We start from the raw sequence: 15,141 nt of genomic DNA, 5'->3' as shown, positions 1-15,141 counted from the left end.
GCAAAGTAAAATATGTCACTTAAATTCACTGTTGGTCAGTCTAGCCTAACTGGGCCTAGAACACGTAATGAAGATTATGTTGGAGTGGTAACGCCATCAGGTGAGCAATTAAGTGTGAAGGGTGCACTTTTCGCCATCGCCGATGGCGTAAGTGGCAATGCTGGTGGTGGTGAAGCCTCTGAGATGACGGTACGTACAGTCACTACAGATTACTACGCCACGCCGGATACCTGGGAGCCTTTTACTTCTTTAGATAAAGTGTTGGGCGCCGCTAACCGCTGGCTAATTGCACAGGCTAATGCCAACAGTGCTATGGCTGGCATGGCGACCACCTTGTCTTTGCTCGTGTTGCGCGGTCAGCGCTACTACGCTGCGCATGTTGGTGATACACGTATCTACCTATTACGTAATGGCGCATTAAAGCTACTGACTACCGATCATGTGTGGGATAGGCCTGATATGCGCCATGTATTAAAGCGCGCAGTTGGGCTGGATCGGCATCTTGAGGTTGATTTTTCTGAAGGTGCTCTGCAAGAAGGCGATGTGTTTGCTTTAATGAGCGATGGTGTGTGGGATAGCGTTGGTGAGCAAACCATCCATAAAGTGTTAGGCCTATACAACAACCCGCAGATGATGTGCGATCATCTAACGAAAGCGGCCATTGAAAAAGGCAGTCAAGATAACTCTACCGCAGTAGCATTACGCGTGACCGCCTTGGGTGAAGACACTTTGCTTGAATTATTAGCCGGTGGTAGACATCTCACTGTGCCAGATAAGCTCAATGTGGGTGACCTGATTGATGATTTTGAAGTGCTTGAGGTCATGTACGAGTCGCGTGCCAGTCTGCTGTATAAAGTCAGGCACACGGCGACCAAACAGTTTTTTGTGCTGAAAACCTTGCAGCCAGCACTGGCGACAGATACCGAGAGCTGTAATGGCCTGTTGAATGAAGAGTGGCTGGCTAAGCGTGTTGTTTCCCAATATGTACCGCAAGTGTTCCCGGTTTCTGTAGAAAAGCGTAGCAAGCTTTACTACGTAATGAGCTGGCATGAAGGCTCAACGTTGCAACAGCGTTTAGATAGCGGGCATCATTTTACGGTGGCCGGTATCGGTAAAGTAGGTGTGGATATGATGCGTGGTATTGGCGCGTTGCATCGTTTAAATATTGTGCACCGAGACATTAAACCTGCTAATGTGCATCAAGGTAGTGACCAGCGGCTGCGTATTTTAGATTTAGGGGTTGCTTTAAGCATGCAGACCACTAAGTCGGATGTAGTACAAAACCCGGGCACACCTAGTTATATGGCGCCAGAATTATTTGCAGGTGAAGTGGCAACGCCGCAGAGTGATATTTATGCGGCAGGCGTTACGTTGTATCATTTACTGACGCGTAAGTATCCGCATGGTGAAATAGAGCCTTTTCAGAATCCAAAATTTGGCAGCCCAACGGCCCCAACCAGATACCGTCCAGATATTCCGTACTGGTTAGAGAACATTGTTTTAAAAGCAATTGCAACAGACCCTAAACAGCGCTTTGAAACTGCTGAAGAAATGTTGCTGGCATTGGAGCATGGTGAGTTAAAGCCAATATTGCCGCCAACCCGTACACCATTGATTGCACGGGCTAGGCTGGTTAAATGGCAATGGATAGCGATATTTTCGCTAATCCTCAATTTTTTATTGATTTATTTATTAGCTGTTTCATGATTTAACTTGATATAAAGGTAGGACTAAAATGAGTAATTGGGTAAGAGTTGCACCTCTTGAAGAAATCCCTAAATTAGGCGCACGTGTTGTGCGTAGCAAAGAGGTTGATATCGGCGTGTTTCGTTTAGAAGATGACCGTATCTACGCTGTGAACAATAGCTGCCCACACAAAGGTGGCCCATTGTCAGAAGGTATTGTGTACGGTGACAGAATTGCCTGCCCATTACATAGCTGGAAAATCAGCCTGGTGGATGGTAAAGCGGATGAACCAGATGTAGGCGAGACTGCATGTTTTAATACTAAGATTGAAGATGGCGTAGTTTATTTAGAATTAAAAGAGTAATTGATTTGATTAAGCAAACTAAAAGTACTTGTTGTTACTGCGGCGTTGGCTGCGGGGTGATTATTCATTCTGAAAACGACAAAATTATCGATGTTAAAGGTGATCCGCAGCATCCGGCAAACTTTGGGCGTTTGTGTACCAAAGGTTCGACGCTGCACCTTTCAGCCAAGCTGGATAATCGCGTGCTTTACCCTGAGCTGCGCACCAATCGCGATTTACCACGCAAGCGTGCGACATGGGATGAGTCGCTCGACCTAGCGGTTGAGAAGTTTGCGAGAACAATAGAAACACATGGTCCTGATAGCGTTGCTTTTTATCTTTCCGGGCAATTACTCACTGAAGATTATTACGTATTTAACAAACTGGCTAAGGGCTTGATTGGTACTAATAACGTAGATACTAATTCGCGCTTATGCATGTCATCCGCTGTCGCTGGTTATAAAGTGACTTTAGGTGCAGATGCGCCACCAGCCTGCTATGAGGATATTGATCATACGGAATGCTTACTGATTGCAGGCTCAAATACTGCATTTGCGCATCCGATTATTTATCGCCGTATTGAAGCGGCGAAAGAAAAAAATCCTAATTTAAAAATAGTGGTGGTTGATCCACGCCAAACTGACACAGCTAAGGCTGCCGATTTACATTTGGCTATTTTACCGGGTACTGATGTTGCGCTATTTAATGGCATGTTGCATGTCATGTTGTGGGAAGGCATGCTGGATCATGCTTATATCGAGGCTTATACCAATGGTTTTGCCGAGCTAAAAGAAACCGTACGCGAATACACACCTAAAATGGTGGCGGATATTTGCGGTATTAAAGAAGCAGATATCATCACTGCGGCCAAGTGGTTTGGTAAAGGCCCAAGCCTTTCTATGTATTGCATGGGCTTAAACCAGTCTATCCACGGCACCGAGAAGAATGCAGCGCTTATCAACTTACATTTGGCTACAGGACAAATTGGTAAGCCTGGTGCTGGACCGTTTTCCTTAACTGGTCAGCCTAATGCCATGGGCGGACGTGAGGTGGGCGGTATGGCTACGCTGCTATCAGGCCACCGTGATTTAGCCAATGCAGAGCATCGCGCTGAAGTAGCTAAATTGTGGGGGGTGGAAAGTGTGCCAGAAGCACCCGGTAAGTCTGCCATTGAAATGTTTGATGCAGTCAAAGAGGGCAGTATTAAAGCTATCTGGATTGCTTGTACTAACCCTGCGCACTCCATGCCGGATCTGAATAGCGTACTGGAAGCATTAGATACTGCTGAGTTCGTGGTGGTGCAAGATGCATTCAATAATACTGAAACTGGTCAATATGCCGATGTACTGCTACCAGCAAGCACCTGGGGTGAAAAAGAGGGTTCGGTCACAAACTCTGAACGCCGTATCACACGAGTGAATCCAGCGGTTGCCATCCCAGCAGAAGCGCGCCATGATTGGGAAATCGTGGTGGATTTTGCGCAGCGTCTGGAGCGAAGACTCGCAAAAAACAGTGCACTATTTCCTTATACTACCACTGAGCAAATCTTTAATGAGCACCGCGAAACCACACGCGGGCGTGATCTGGATATTACCGGCTTGAGTTATGCATTGCTCAACGAGCAAGGTCCGCAGCAATGGCCATTTAAAGAGGGTGATGTTACAGGTAAAGCACGCCTGTATGCCGATGGCGTGTTTCAAAAGCCCGATGGTAAAGCGCAGTTTGTAAATGCAGTATATAAAGGCACTGCCGATAAAACAGATGCGCGCTACCCATTACATTTGCTCACAGGGCGTCTGCGTGACCAATGGCATGGCATGAGCCGCACTGGTAATGTTGCCCAGCTCTTTAACCATGCGGAAGAGCCAGTGATTCAGATGAGTGCTGACGACATGATGCGACGCTCTATTAAAAACGGAGATATTGTCAGAGTCAGCAATAAACGCGGTAGTTTAGTCTTGCCGGCTCAACTGTCAGACGAGGTGAAACCATCTCAGACCTTTATCCCGATGCATTGGGGTAGTCAGTCTATGCACGGTTTAGGTGTGAATGCATTAATGCCGCCAAACTATGACAAAACTTCTAAGCAGCCGGAACTTAAGCACACTGCGATTAAGCTTGAGAAACTTGAGCTGCCTTGGCGTATGACGGTAATGCGCACTATCCATAGCTTGGATGTGATGCAGCAAATAAGAAGCTTCTTGTCGCATTTTGAATATGCCAGCTGCGGGCTGTTTGGCCGCGAGACCGAAACCCATTGTGGCATGCTTATCCTAAGGGCTGCACACACAGAAGCCCCTGATGAACAAGTGATTCAAGATATAGATGCGCTGTTGGGCATGACAGGTGACGCACCATTACTTAACTATCTGGATGCTAAACGCGGTATTAGTAAGCGTATCTTAGTGGAAACTAATCTGGAGAATAAAGCGGAAGTGACTGGGGTCAGGTTAGTGGGCGAAACGCTAGCCACAGCTTGGCTTAAAGATGTGATGGGGACTGGAGAGTTTAGCCCTGAGTTACGTCGCTGGGCATTGGCACCATTGAGTGCGCCACCGGCTGGTCAGCGTAGCCGTGGTAAAATCGTATGTAACTGCCTAGATGTTGCAGAGAACGAAATTATCGACAATATTCAATTGGGTGCAGATTTGCTGACATTGCAGAACAAGCTCAAATGCGGTACACAGTGTGGTTCATGTGTGCCAGAGTTAAAACAGTTGGTGCGCATACACGCTAAGCATTAAGGGTAAGTTTTGCCCTACGTTGAACTAGTTTTTAAGCGCTCAAGATAGAAAAAAAGCGCACTACTATGTAGTGCGCTTTTTTATTGTGTCGTGGCAATGCCTGAGAGCATTGCCTGCTCTAGCTAAAAGCGCTCTGTTACTAATTGTTTTACCAATGGGGCGAGTGCAGCTGGCAATGTGGTCATCGACAAAATAAATTGATGTGCCTCTTTCGAGGTTTTCATCAGAGATTTGACTAAAATATCTACAAATTTTGATTGCTCATAGTCGCTGTGCGTTGCAACAAACTGTGCAAGATAATGCTCAAGAAATACTAATACGATTACGTCTTCAAGGGTTTGTGCTTCCGGGTTGGATCTTGGTAGCTCCTTTTTGACTAATGCACACACATGGTCAATCACTGCCACATCATAGGCAAGTTCATTCAGAATGCTGCGTGCGGTATCTGCATGAAATGACTTCAGGGCATTGCGCCATTGGTGGTATCCTGGCTTGGTCATCGGATAGTCACTGCGTGGCGTTTTCCAGCGGCCAATATGCTGGCACCTTGCTGCGAGTAATAATGCCTCGGATGCTCCTGCGCTGTAGCGTTTAAGCATCTCCGTCATACGGCGTGCATAAAGCAACTCCTTAGGCTGACTTTCTCCTGCTACCTCTTCAAAGTTTGGGTCTAGGGCATTAAATGCATCAAAGCGTGCGATGGCTTGGTCAAACTTTGATTGATCTGAGATATTCATGTGCTAATGCGCTTCCTTGTCACGTTAATGTATCTTTAAAAGCATCTAACTTAGCTTGCTATCGGCGTGTTCAGCGAGTGCTAGTTTCAAGGCCTGGGCCAAATGCTGGTATTTAGTTTGGGCGCAAGTTAGTTGGTAAATGCGCGGTTTGATTTGAGTCAGTTGTTTTTAGGGTTTGTTGGAGGTGGTCTGTTCAGACGCAGCGCCAGATGGGCCAGCTGAGGCTGGTGAACCATTACGTTGCTTCAGCTTCTTTGCCGCTAATAATAGTTGCTCGGCAAGCTGGTCTTGCTCTTTTTGCTGCATACAGGCTTGTTCGATGCTGTTTCTGACTTCTAAAATAGTGCCGCGATGTTGATAAACTTCGCTGACTAGTGCATGTGTTTGCGTATCTTGCGCGGCTTCTAATTGCTCTTCTTTTGTTTTGCCTACCTGACGCTGCCACATGATTTTTTTTGCAGCATCACCACGTTGTTTGCAGCCTGCATCCACAACATAGGGGGATAGGTCTTTCGTTGCTTCACTGCCATTAGCTGGTTTGGCTGCAGTGTTCAAGGTTTTGCTGTAGCTATGGTTAACGCACGGCGTATCCTGAAAGCTATTACCACAACGATACATCGTTGCACTAAATGCAGCCTGTGCATTACATAGCAATGCACAGGCTATCATGTTAAGCAAAAGCGGCTGCATTAATCTGCGCTAGATAATTTCTAGTGGCTAATGATTAATGGTGGTGACCGCCTGCACCGTGTACATGCTGATGTGCAACTTCTTCTTTGTTTGCACTGCGTACGTCTGTAATAGTTGCTGTGAACACAACGCGCTCACCAGCCCATGGATGGTTGCCATCAACAATCACTTTGCCGTCAGCAATTTCGGTTACGGTGTATAGCACAACGTCGCCAGTTTCATCTTCACCTTCAAATTGCATGCCTACTTTTAATTCTGCAGCTGGGAAAGCACTTGCTGGTTCAATTTGCACTAGCTCTTCATCATATTCACCAAAAGCATCTACTGGTTGCAAATCCACGGTCACTACATCACCGATGTTTTTGCCGTGCATTGCTTCTTCAACTTTTGGGAAAATATTGTCATAACCACCATGTAGGTATGCTACTGGATCATTGCTAGATTCAAGCACGTTGCCATCAGCATCTTTAAGTTCGTAAGTCATTGTGACAACAGTGTTCATTGCAATTTGCATGGTGAAATCCTCTACCTAGGTTTTTTAAAAAATAATGTTGAAATTTTAATCTAAATTTTTGAAATTGCTTAAATACAAGCAATATTTATTTTCAGGTTTGTACGTTCTTCAGGTGTTTAGCGATGAGTCTATCTAGGGATGCAGCAAACGCTTGTCTGTCACCTTGGTTGAAAGCAGCTTGCCCGCTGATTTCTACACCATTACTACGTAGCTCTTCCATTAAGTTGCGCATGCTTAAGCGCTCTTTAATGTTGGCCTCGGTATAGAGCTCGCCGCGTGGATTTAGGGCATAAGCGCCTTTTTCCACAACTTGTGCTGCAAGTGGAATGTCCGCCGTAATCACTAAATCTCCCGCTGTTAGCGCGAGCACAATGTGATTGTCTGCTACATCAAAACCACTGGGTACTTGTATGGTTTTAATATAGGCAGAAGGCGGTGTGCGTAAAAACTGATTAGCGACGAGTGTTGTCGTAATTTTGGTGCGCTCAGCTGCTCTAAATAGAATTTCTTTAATCACAACTGGGCAGGCATCGGCATCTACCCAAATCTTCATCGTTTATATATTGGCTTGCTTTAGCGAGCTCTGCCACCGGATCTGTGCTGGCTGCCTGAGTTTGCCGTGCCTCTATTTTGCTGGCCACGCGGTGCATGACTACGGTTGCTATTACCACGATTACCATTATTAGTTGGCTGCGGCGCAAAGATTGCAGCTTGCGGCATGGCTTGATGTCTAGCTGCCTCAGACATTGGCTTTTGTGAACGAGGCTGCGCTGGTGCTGTTGGCGTACGTTTAGCTTGTTGGCCCTGTGCTATGGAGCCGTTTTTTTGTGGTGCAGCTTGTCTGCCGTTTTCCTGTGGTTTACGACGTTGGCCTTGTTGCGGGCGTGGGGCACGTGGTGCCTCTGGCTCAGGATTAGCCGCTGGCGTAAATCCTTCCACGCTCACTCTTGGGATTTCGCGCTTGATGAGTTTTTCAATGTCTTTTAATAGTTTAATTTCTTCTCTATCGACCAAAGAAACTGCTGCACCGCTGCTGCCAGCACGGCCTGTACGGCCAATACGGTGTACATAGTCTTCCGGTACATTTGGTAATTCAAAGTTTACCACTTGTGGCAATTGGTCAATATCTAAACCGCGTGCTGCAATATCGGTTGCTACTAGCACACGCATCGTGCCGTCTTTAAATTGTGCAAGCGCTTTGGTGCGAGCGCCTTGGCTCTTGTTACCATGAATCGCTGCAGCCTGAATGTCGTCTTTAATTAGTTTTTCAGCTAAGCGGTTAGCGCCGTGCTTGGTGCGAGTGAATACTAACACTTGCTTCCAGTCGTGATGTTTAATCAGATGCGTCACTAAATCACGCTTATGTGCTTGTGGCACCATGTGTACAGTTTGTTCCACCAATTCAGAGGCGGTATTGCGGCGCGCCACTTCAACAAAGCCCGGGTTGTGCAATAAGCCGTCTGCCAATGCTTTAATTTCTTCTGAGAAGGTGGCTGAAAATAGTAGGTTTTGGCGTTGCTTAGGTAACATAGCCAGTATTTTTTTAATATCGCGAATAAAGCCCATGTCCAGCATGCGGTCGGCTTCATCTAATACTAAAATCTCAATACCAGACAGATCCACATTTTTTTGATTCGCATGGTCCAGCAGACGGCCTGGGGTCGCCACTAAAATATCGAGTGGTTTTTTCATGCGTGCAATTTGTGGGTTTGCATTAACGCCGCCAAAAATCACGGTAGAGGTCAATGGCAGGTATTTGCCATACACTTTTACTGACTCCTCAATTTGTGCGGCAAGTTCACGTGTAGGTGATAGCATTAAGCAGCGTGGGCGGCTTTTAGCAGCTTCTGTGAGCGGCTTTTGGCTGAGCAAGTGCAAGATTGGCAGAGTGAAGCCTGCGGTTTTACCCGTGCCGGTTTGTGCGCCAGCTAATAAGTCACCACCAGTTAATACGAGTGGAATGGCACTTGCCTGAATCGGGGTAGGTGCTGTGTATCCAGCATCATGAATAGCGCGTAATATAGGATCAGATAAACCTAGTGTGTTAAATGTAAGTGTGTTTGTTGTTTCAATAGTCAAAGTGATAGCCTCAGCTTGGAATTTTAAGCCGACCTATTACTTTGTGAAGCAACACCAATCGAGGTAGGCATATGTAAAAATCATTAACGTGATTGTGTAAATCAGGAAAGATTTAATATTTTAAGACCGCTACGCTGATTGGTTTGCGCAGGGAATATTGTGAATTATACGGAGTATTCAGATTAAAGTCAGATTTTGTTTAGGTAACGATATTTTGTTATGCTCTGGTGTGGTTGGCTACGAGGTGCTTGCACGTCGCGTGCGAACGTTTTAATGCTGATGATTGAGCCCATGCTCTCGATCTAGCAGGCTGTAGTAGTTAGATGGTTCCAGTACCGTTGGTATTGCTTCTTCATCTAAATTGGGGTGGTCTTTACTGTAATGCAAGCCACGGCTCTCTTTGCGTTCAATCGCGCTTAATACAATCAGCTCTGCTACTTGCAGCAGATTACGTAGTTCTATTAAGTCGTTACTGATTTTAAAATTACTGTAAAACTCATGTACTTCATCACGCAGCATATGAATACGGTGTAGCGCTCGGCTGAGGCGCTTATCGGTGCGTACAATGCCAACGTAGTTCCACATAAATCGGCGTAGCTCATCCCAGGTATGGGTAATTAACACCTCCTCATCCGCGTCAGTGACACGGCTTTCATCCCAATATGGCAGGTGAGTCGCAGTATGTTGTACCTGATTTAGAATATCCTCAGCCGCTGCTTTGCCAAACACCAAGCACTCTAGCAGTGAGTTGCTAGCTAATCGATTAGCGCCATGCAGGCCAGTGCAAGAGGTTTCACCAATTGCATATAGATGCTTAACATCGGTTTGGCCTTTGTCATCGGTCATCACGCCGCCGCAGGTGTAGTGTGCTGCAGGCACCACGGGGATGGGAGACTTGCTGATGTCTATGCCAAGCTCTAAACAGCGTTTATAGATATTAGGGAAATGTTCTCGTATAAAGTCGAGCGGCTTGTGTGAAATGTCTAGATAGACACAGTCCAGCCCGCGTTTTTTCATTTCGAAGTCAATCGCGCGCGCTACAACATCTCTGGGTGCCAGTTCTGCACGCGGGTCGTGGTCCGGCATAAATCGAGTGCCATCTGGCAGCTTGAGTAGGCCGCCTTCTCCTCTCACAACTTCAGAGATCAAGAAAGATTTCGCATGAGGGTGAAATAGGCAGGTGGGGTGGAATTGAATAAACTCCATATTGGCAACGCGGCAACCGGCGCGCCATGCCATTGCAATGCCATCACCAGTGCTCACATCCGGGTTGGTGGTATAAAGGTATACTTTGCCTGCGCCGCCTGTAGCTAAAACCGTATTATGCGCACCAATCGTCATGACCTTTCCCGTACTATTATCTAGCACGTATGCGCCGAGGCATGCATTGTCATTGGCAATTTTTGGGTTGAGGTTTTTAACTTTATGCGTCGTGATTAAATCGACGGCAATATGGTTCTCAAGTAGCGTGATATTCGGATGTTGTCTGACTTGCTCAGCCAGTGTGGTTTGCACCGCATTGCCGGTTGCGTCTGCTGCGTGGATGATGCGGCGGTGACTGTGCCCACCTTCACGGGTTAAATGATAATTGCTGTTATTGTGCTCACGTGTAAATTTCACGCCTTGTTCTATTAACCACTCTACGGTTTCTTTGCCGTGTTCCACTACTTTTTTGGTCACAGCCTCATCACAGAGGCCAGCACCTGCGATTAATGTGTCCTGGATATGCGCGTCTAATGAATCATCGTTGTTGAGTACAGCTGCAATGCCGCCTTGTGCCCAATTGCTGGCCGTGTCGTTAATGCTACGTTTGCTGACCAAGCAGATTTTTTTATGATCGGCAGTTCGTAGTGCAAGCGACAGCCCCGCAAGGCCACTGCCAATAATTAAAACATCAAATTGCTGCATAATTTACAAGGATTTATGTGGAGGAGGATTGAATTGTTAGGAACTTCTGAGAGTGTATCGCGGTCTTTATAAAAGGCAATAGAAATAACATTGTAAATATAAATAAAGTAATCGTTTAATTTTATTTAAATGAAAAATTTTAAGCTGTGGAGGCAAACGCAATGATACAACCCAGTAAAATTCAGGAATTAGCCCAATTTAACTTCATTCAACCCGCTAGCCAAGGTTATACTTACAGAAGTGAGAGAGCTGAAAATAAAATTGGACAGGCTAAAGTGGGGCCGACAGAAGGGTTGCAATTAGTGTCTACTGCGCCGATTTCTGGTAATCGTGAGATCGATCACGAGCTTGTGTTGCGTGCGCAACGCGGGGACAAGCGTGCGTTTGGTTTGCTTGTTGATAAATATCAGCGCAAATTAGCGCGCTTGCTGTCGCGTATGATTCGCGACCAAGCTGAAATTGAAGATGTGGTGCAAGAGTCCTTCATCAAGGCCTATCGCGCATTACCGAACTTCAGAGGCGACAGTGCTTTTTATACTTGGTTGTATCGTATTGGTATTAATACGGCAAAGAACTACTTGGTTTCTATGGGGCGCCGTCCAACGGTATCTACCGATATTGAAATCGAAGATGCTGAAAATTTTGACAGTGGTGATGAGTTGCGCACTACGGAAACGCCTGAATCCAGCATGATGACCAAGCAGATTGCGCAAACGGTCAATGATACGGTTGAGGGCTTGCCTGAAGAGTTGAAAACAGCCATTACCTTGCGTGAAATTGAAGGTTTGAGCTATGAAGAGATTGCGACCATCATGGGTTGCCCAATTGGTACCGTGCGCTCAAGAATTTTCAGGGCACGCGAGACAATTGCGCTGAAGTTAAGACCTTTGTTGGATACGCCAGAAAATAAACGCTGGTAGTGAATCATGCACCCAATGTATCGATGCGTTGTTTGTAGTGTATTAGGAGTGAATAATGAGTGAACAAATTTCTGCTTTAATGGATGATGAAATTGCAGTTGAAGATGCCGAGCATCTGATCGCATCCATCCATACCAGTAGGCAAGCTTCGCAAACTTGGCATCAGTACCACCTCATTGGCGATGCGATGCGTGGTGATGTGGCGCTTGGTGCAGGCTTTAAACAAAAGCTCATGCAAAAGATTGAACAGGAGCCTACAGTATTGGCTCCTAGCGCATCAAAGGTGGTAAGTGGTGCGAAAACAGAGGCGCTGAAAGATAAGTTACCTGCTAGTTGGTCAATTGCGGCCTCATTTGCCGCTGTTATGGTCGTAGGCTGGCTGGCGCTACAGCAGCAATCTCAACCTAATCCATCAGCAACCTTAGAAGTCGCTAAAGCAACCACTACCAGTGAGTCTATCCCCAATGAGTACCTAATGGCACATCAGTCATTAGCACCTTCAACGAGTTCATACTATATTCAATCAGTGAATTATTCAGAATGATTTCAAGTAGTCGCGTTTTTTTGGCTAAACCCCTCGCAGGGATTACGCTATTTGTCTTATGTGTAACAAGTTTTGCTGGTCATGCGGCTACCGATGATGAGTTATGGGTAATGTTGCAAAAAGCAGCTGTTGCGGCGCGCGCTTTAAGTTATGAAGGCGTTTTCGTCTGTCAAACCGGCCAGCAGGCCAAAGCTGTACAAATCACACATTTATTTGATGGCAGAAACGAGTTTTCTCGTAATGTGGTGCTGGATGGCGCGTCACGTGAAGTGTTGAGTCAAGGCAGCAATCTGGTTATTTACAATGCAAAAAATGAAAAAATAGTCATTGAAAAGAAACGCGGTCAAAATATGTTTCCAGCCATGTTGCCGCTAAATTTTGATGCAATTAAAGAGAATTACACCGTGCATTTAAGCACGCATGAGCGTGTGGCAGATCGTCAGGCGCAGATTTTGTTTTTAGAGCCCAAAGATAGACTACGTTATAGCTATAAATTCTGGATAGACGACGAATATGGGTTGTTACTAAAGTCCGTAAGGTTCAATCAGCGCAGTGAAATTATTGAAAGCATCGGTTTTAATCGTGTGTCGCTATTGAATTCAGTTGCACTGGATTGGTTTACGCCACGTATTGATAGCAAAAAGAATTACGTGATGGCAGATGAGCCTGTTATTTTACCTGATGGTAAATTATCGGTCACTTGGGAAATTAAAGAACTGCCCGCCGGCTATCGTAAGGTAGATCAAATTGTGCGTATGGTACCCGGTAAACCTTATCCGGTGATGCATATGATTTTTTCAGATGGCTTAGCTTCGGTTTCATTGTTTATTGAACCTACCAATAAAAGCGGTAAAACTAAAGTGGCCTTGGCCTCAAGCGGCTATACCAGTTTTTATGCCGGGGTGAATAACGGCTATCTTGTGACCGCTGTCGGCGAGGTGCCTGAGGCGACCGTGGTGCAAATTGCAAATGCGGTAGTCATTGGTAAATAATCGTCAGGTCAGTTTTACTCGTCATTATGATAGAAGAACACGCAGTAGTGATTCGATGCAAGCAGGGCGTAGCTGAGCTGGAAATAGAGCGCAGGACGGCATGTGGCATCTGTGGCCAGCGCCGTGGTTGTGGCAATGCAACTTGGGGCAAAATGCTTGGTCATAAAAGTCACACATTTCTAGCGGAAAATACCATCAATGCGCAGGTTGGCGACAGTGTAGTGGTTGGTATTGATGAACGTGTAGCATTGCGATCAGTCTTTCTGTTATATGTGATACCGCTACTCAGTCTGATTTTCTTCTCAGTGATGACCGAGCTTTTATTTAACAACCAGTTGTACGTGATGTTAGCAGCCATATTGGGCTTATGCATAGGATTTGTCTGGGTTAAATGGCATCTCGTGGGGCGCGGGTCGTCTGCTGTCGGCAGCGGCGCTTACCAATATCAGGCCGTAGTGTTGCGCCATGCCGATGATGTAGACAATGATGAATGAGGCATTAACTAATTGAATTTTGCAAATTTAAACGGATTTTTTTCAAACATTTAAGTGGGGTGAGTAGATGATGAGAAGTTGGCTTGCTGCAGTTATATTTATTTTATGCTCTGCAGTGAATGTGAACGCTAAGGATTTGCCAGATTTTACTGAGTTGGCAGAGAAGCAAGGACCTGCAGTAGTGAATATCAGCATTACGCAAAATATGCGCACCAGTCCTGCGCAGCTTCCTGGCATGTTGGGTGATGAACAAATGCAGGAGTTCTTTAAACGCTTTGGTATCCCTAATTTTCCTGGCCAAAATGGCGGCGCACAGCCAGAGTACAAATCGCAGTCTCTAGGGTCTGGTTTTGTGATCAGCAGCGATGGTTATATTTTAACCAACGCACATGTGGTGTCCGACGCTGATGAGGTGATTGTTAAGTTATCAGATAAACGTGAGTTCAAAGCTAAGATTATCGGTGCGGACAAACGTACCGACGTTGCCCTGGTTAAAATTGAGGCTACTGGTTTGCCTAAAGTGGTGATTGGTGATCCAAACAAGTTAAAGGTTGGTGAGTGGGTAGCTGCAATCGGTTCACCATTTGGCTTAGAAAACACCATGACAGCAGGTATTGTGAGCGCAAAGGGCAGGGCTTTGCCGCAAGAGAACTTTGTACCATTTATACAGACTGATGTGGCGATTAACCCAGGTAACTCTGGAGGGCCCTTGTTTAATTTAGCGGGTGAAGTTGTGGGTATTAACTCACAAATTTATAGCAGAAGCGGCGGTTCTATGGGCTTGTCGTTTAGTATCCCGATTGACGTGGCGCTTGAAGTCACTAACCAATTAAAGGCTTCAGGTAAGGTAACTAGAGGTTGGTTGGGTGTTGTGATTCAAGAGTTGAGTAAGGAGTTAGCTGAATCGTTTGGGATGAAAAATACCAACGGTGCTTTGGTTGCTGCTGTGGAAAAAGGCGGACCTGCTGATAAAGGCGGGGTAGAAGCTGGTGATGTCATCATTAAATTTGACGGCAAACCAATCGCAAATTCTTCCGATTTGCCACGTGCCGTTGGTGCTGCTAAGCCGGGTAAGGCAGTGCCAGTGGAGGTGTTACGTAAGGGTAATGATAAAACCTTAAGTGTGGCGATTGGCGAGATGCCTTCAGATGGGTCTGAGGCTACACAGGCGAATAAGCCACCGGTGAAGCAGGATGCGGATCGTGTTGGTTTAATCTTAAAAGAACTGACGCCGCAACAAAAGAAAAAACTGAATGGAAAGAATGGTCTTTTGGTAATGGATGCACTAGGTGCTGTAGCGCAAGCAGGCATCAGGCGCGGTGATGTGATACTGGGGTTGAACAATACTGAAGTGCAAAGCCTTGAGCAGTTTAACAAGCAGTTAGCTGGTTTTGGTACCGGCAAAACTATCGCTTTGTTGGTATTGCGTGGTGAGAGCACCTTGTATGTGCCGGTTAAAATTCCAAGTGCTAAGTAAAATCATTTCATCG

The 15,141-nt window shown here is 46.0% G+C and carries 14 protein-coding genes; 8 read left to right on the top strand and 6 right to left on the bottom strand.

The window, feature by feature from the left end; all coding sequences use genetic code 11:
- The first annotated feature begins 12 nt into the window (after nucleotides 1-12).
- From C3Y98_RS09420 to C3Y98_RS09410, 3 genes are read left to right on the top strand one after another with little or no spacing between them, the layout of a single operon-like run.
- Entirely contained in the window at nucleotides 13-1,707 is a 1,695-nt protein-coding gene (locus tag C3Y98_RS09420; RefSeq protein ID WP_135278347.1) for a bifunctional protein-serine/threonine kinase/phosphatase, read from the top strand.
- A gap of 28 nt (nucleotides 1,708-1,735) precedes the next feature.
- The gene (gene nirD / locus C3Y98_RS09415; protein WP_135278346.1) at nucleotides 1,736-2,050 is read left to right on the top strand and encodes a nitrite reductase small subunit NirD; all 315 of its coding nucleotides are present in this window, start codon (nucleotides 1,736-1,738) and stop codon (nucleotides 2,048-2,050) included.
- Nucleotides 2,051-2,055: 5 nt separating this feature from the next.
- The gene (locus C3Y98_RS09410) at nucleotides 2,056-4,773 is read left to right on the top strand and encodes a nitrate reductase (protein WP_135278345.1); all 2,718 of its coding nucleotides are present in this window, start codon (nucleotides 2,056-2,058) and stop codon (nucleotides 4,771-4,773) included.
- Nucleotides 4,774-4,895: 122 nt separating this feature from the next.
- On the opposite strand, the gene C3Y98_RS09405 is transcribed toward C3Y98_RS09410, so the two are convergent.
- The 6 genes from C3Y98_RS09405 to nadB all read right to left on the bottom strand — a co-directional run bounded on the left by C3Y98_RS09405 (nucleotide 4,896) and on the right by nadB (nucleotide 10,701).
- Entirely contained in the window at nucleotides 4,896-5,510 is a 615-nt protein-coding gene (locus C3Y98_RS09405) for a DUF4202 domain-containing protein (RefSeq protein WP_135278344.1), read from the bottom strand.
- Between the two features lie 168 nt (nucleotides 5,511-5,678).
- Nucleotides 5,679-6,179 (bottom strand): hypothetical protein, encoded by a 501-nt coding sequence (locus C3Y98_RS09400; protein WP_245234363.1) that lies wholly within the window; start codon nucleotides 6,177-6,179, stop codon nucleotides 5,679-5,681.
- A 55-nt stretch (nucleotides 6,180-6,234) separates the two neighbouring features.
- Nucleotides 6,235-6,714, bottom strand: a complete 480-nt coding sequence (locus C3Y98_RS09395; protein ID WP_135278342.1) for an FKBP-type peptidyl-prolyl cis-trans isomerase — start codon at nucleotides 6,712-6,714, stop codon at nucleotides 6,235-6,237.
- Between the two features lie 91 nt (nucleotides 6,715-6,805).
- On the bottom strand, nucleotides 6,806-7,267 hold the full coding sequence (locus C3Y98_RS09390; RefSeq protein WP_135278341.1) for a YaiI/YqxD family protein: 462 nt from the start codon (nucleotides 7,265-7,267) through the stop codon (nucleotides 6,806-6,808).
- Between the two features lie 20 nt (nucleotides 7,268-7,287).
- Nucleotides 7,288-8,793, bottom strand: a complete 1,506-nt coding sequence (locus C3Y98_RS09385; protein WP_135278340.1) for a DEAD/DEAH box helicase — start codon at nucleotides 8,791-8,793, stop codon at nucleotides 7,288-7,290.
- A 270-nt stretch (nucleotides 8,794-9,063) separates the two neighbouring features.
- Entirely contained in the window at nucleotides 9,064-10,701 is a 1,638-nt protein-coding gene (gene nadB, locus C3Y98_RS09380; protein WP_135278339.1) for an L-aspartate oxidase, read from the bottom strand.
- 317 nt (nucleotides 10,702-11,018) lie between these two features.
- On the opposite strand from nadB, the gene rpoE reads away from it, so the two are divergent.
- The 5 genes from rpoE to C3Y98_RS09355 all read left to right on the top strand — a co-directional run bounded on the left by rpoE (nucleotide 11,019) and on the right by C3Y98_RS09355 (nucleotide 15,128).
- Nucleotides 11,019-11,621, top strand: a complete 603-nt coding sequence (rpoE, locus tag C3Y98_RS09375) for an RNA polymerase sigma factor RpoE (protein ID WP_135278489.1) — start codon at nucleotides 11,019-11,021, stop codon at nucleotides 11,619-11,621.
- Nucleotides 11,622-11,676: 55 nt separating this feature from the next.
- Nucleotides 11,677-12,165, top strand: a complete 489-nt coding sequence (locus C3Y98_RS09370; protein ID WP_135278338.1) for a sigma-E factor negative regulatory protein — start codon at nucleotides 11,677-11,679, stop codon at nucleotides 12,163-12,165.
- On the top strand, nucleotides 12,162-13,157 hold the full coding sequence (locus tag C3Y98_RS09365; RefSeq protein WP_135278337.1) for a MucB/RseB C-terminal domain-containing protein: 996 nt from the start codon (nucleotides 12,162-12,164) through the stop codon (nucleotides 13,155-13,157). The genes C3Y98_RS09370 and C3Y98_RS09365 overlap by 4 nt, the downstream gene beginning before the upstream one ends.
- Before the next feature lie 26 nt (nucleotides 13,158-13,183).
- Nucleotides 13,184-13,651: a SoxR reducing system RseC family protein gene (locus C3Y98_RS09360; protein ID WP_135278336.1), complete on the top strand. Its 468-nt coding sequence runs from the start codon at nucleotides 13,184-13,186 to the stop codon at nucleotides 13,649-13,651.
- A gap of 67 nt (nucleotides 13,652-13,718) precedes the next feature.
- Nucleotides 13,719-15,128, top strand: coding sequence for a DegQ family serine endoprotease (locus tag C3Y98_RS09355; RefSeq protein WP_135278335.1), 1,410 nt, complete (start codon nucleotides 13,719-13,721; stop codon nucleotides 15,126-15,128).
- Nucleotides 15,129-15,141 lie beyond the last annotated feature (13 nt).

The sequence above is a fragment of the Methylotenera oryzisoli genome (assembly GCF_004661485.1).
GTDB lineage: Bacteria > Pseudomonadota > Gammaproteobacteria > Burkholderiales > Methylophilaceae > Methylotenera > Methylotenera oryzisoli.
The sequence above is the reverse complement of the archived record's forward strand: the minus strand, read 5'-3'. Positions and strand labels throughout refer to the sequence as shown.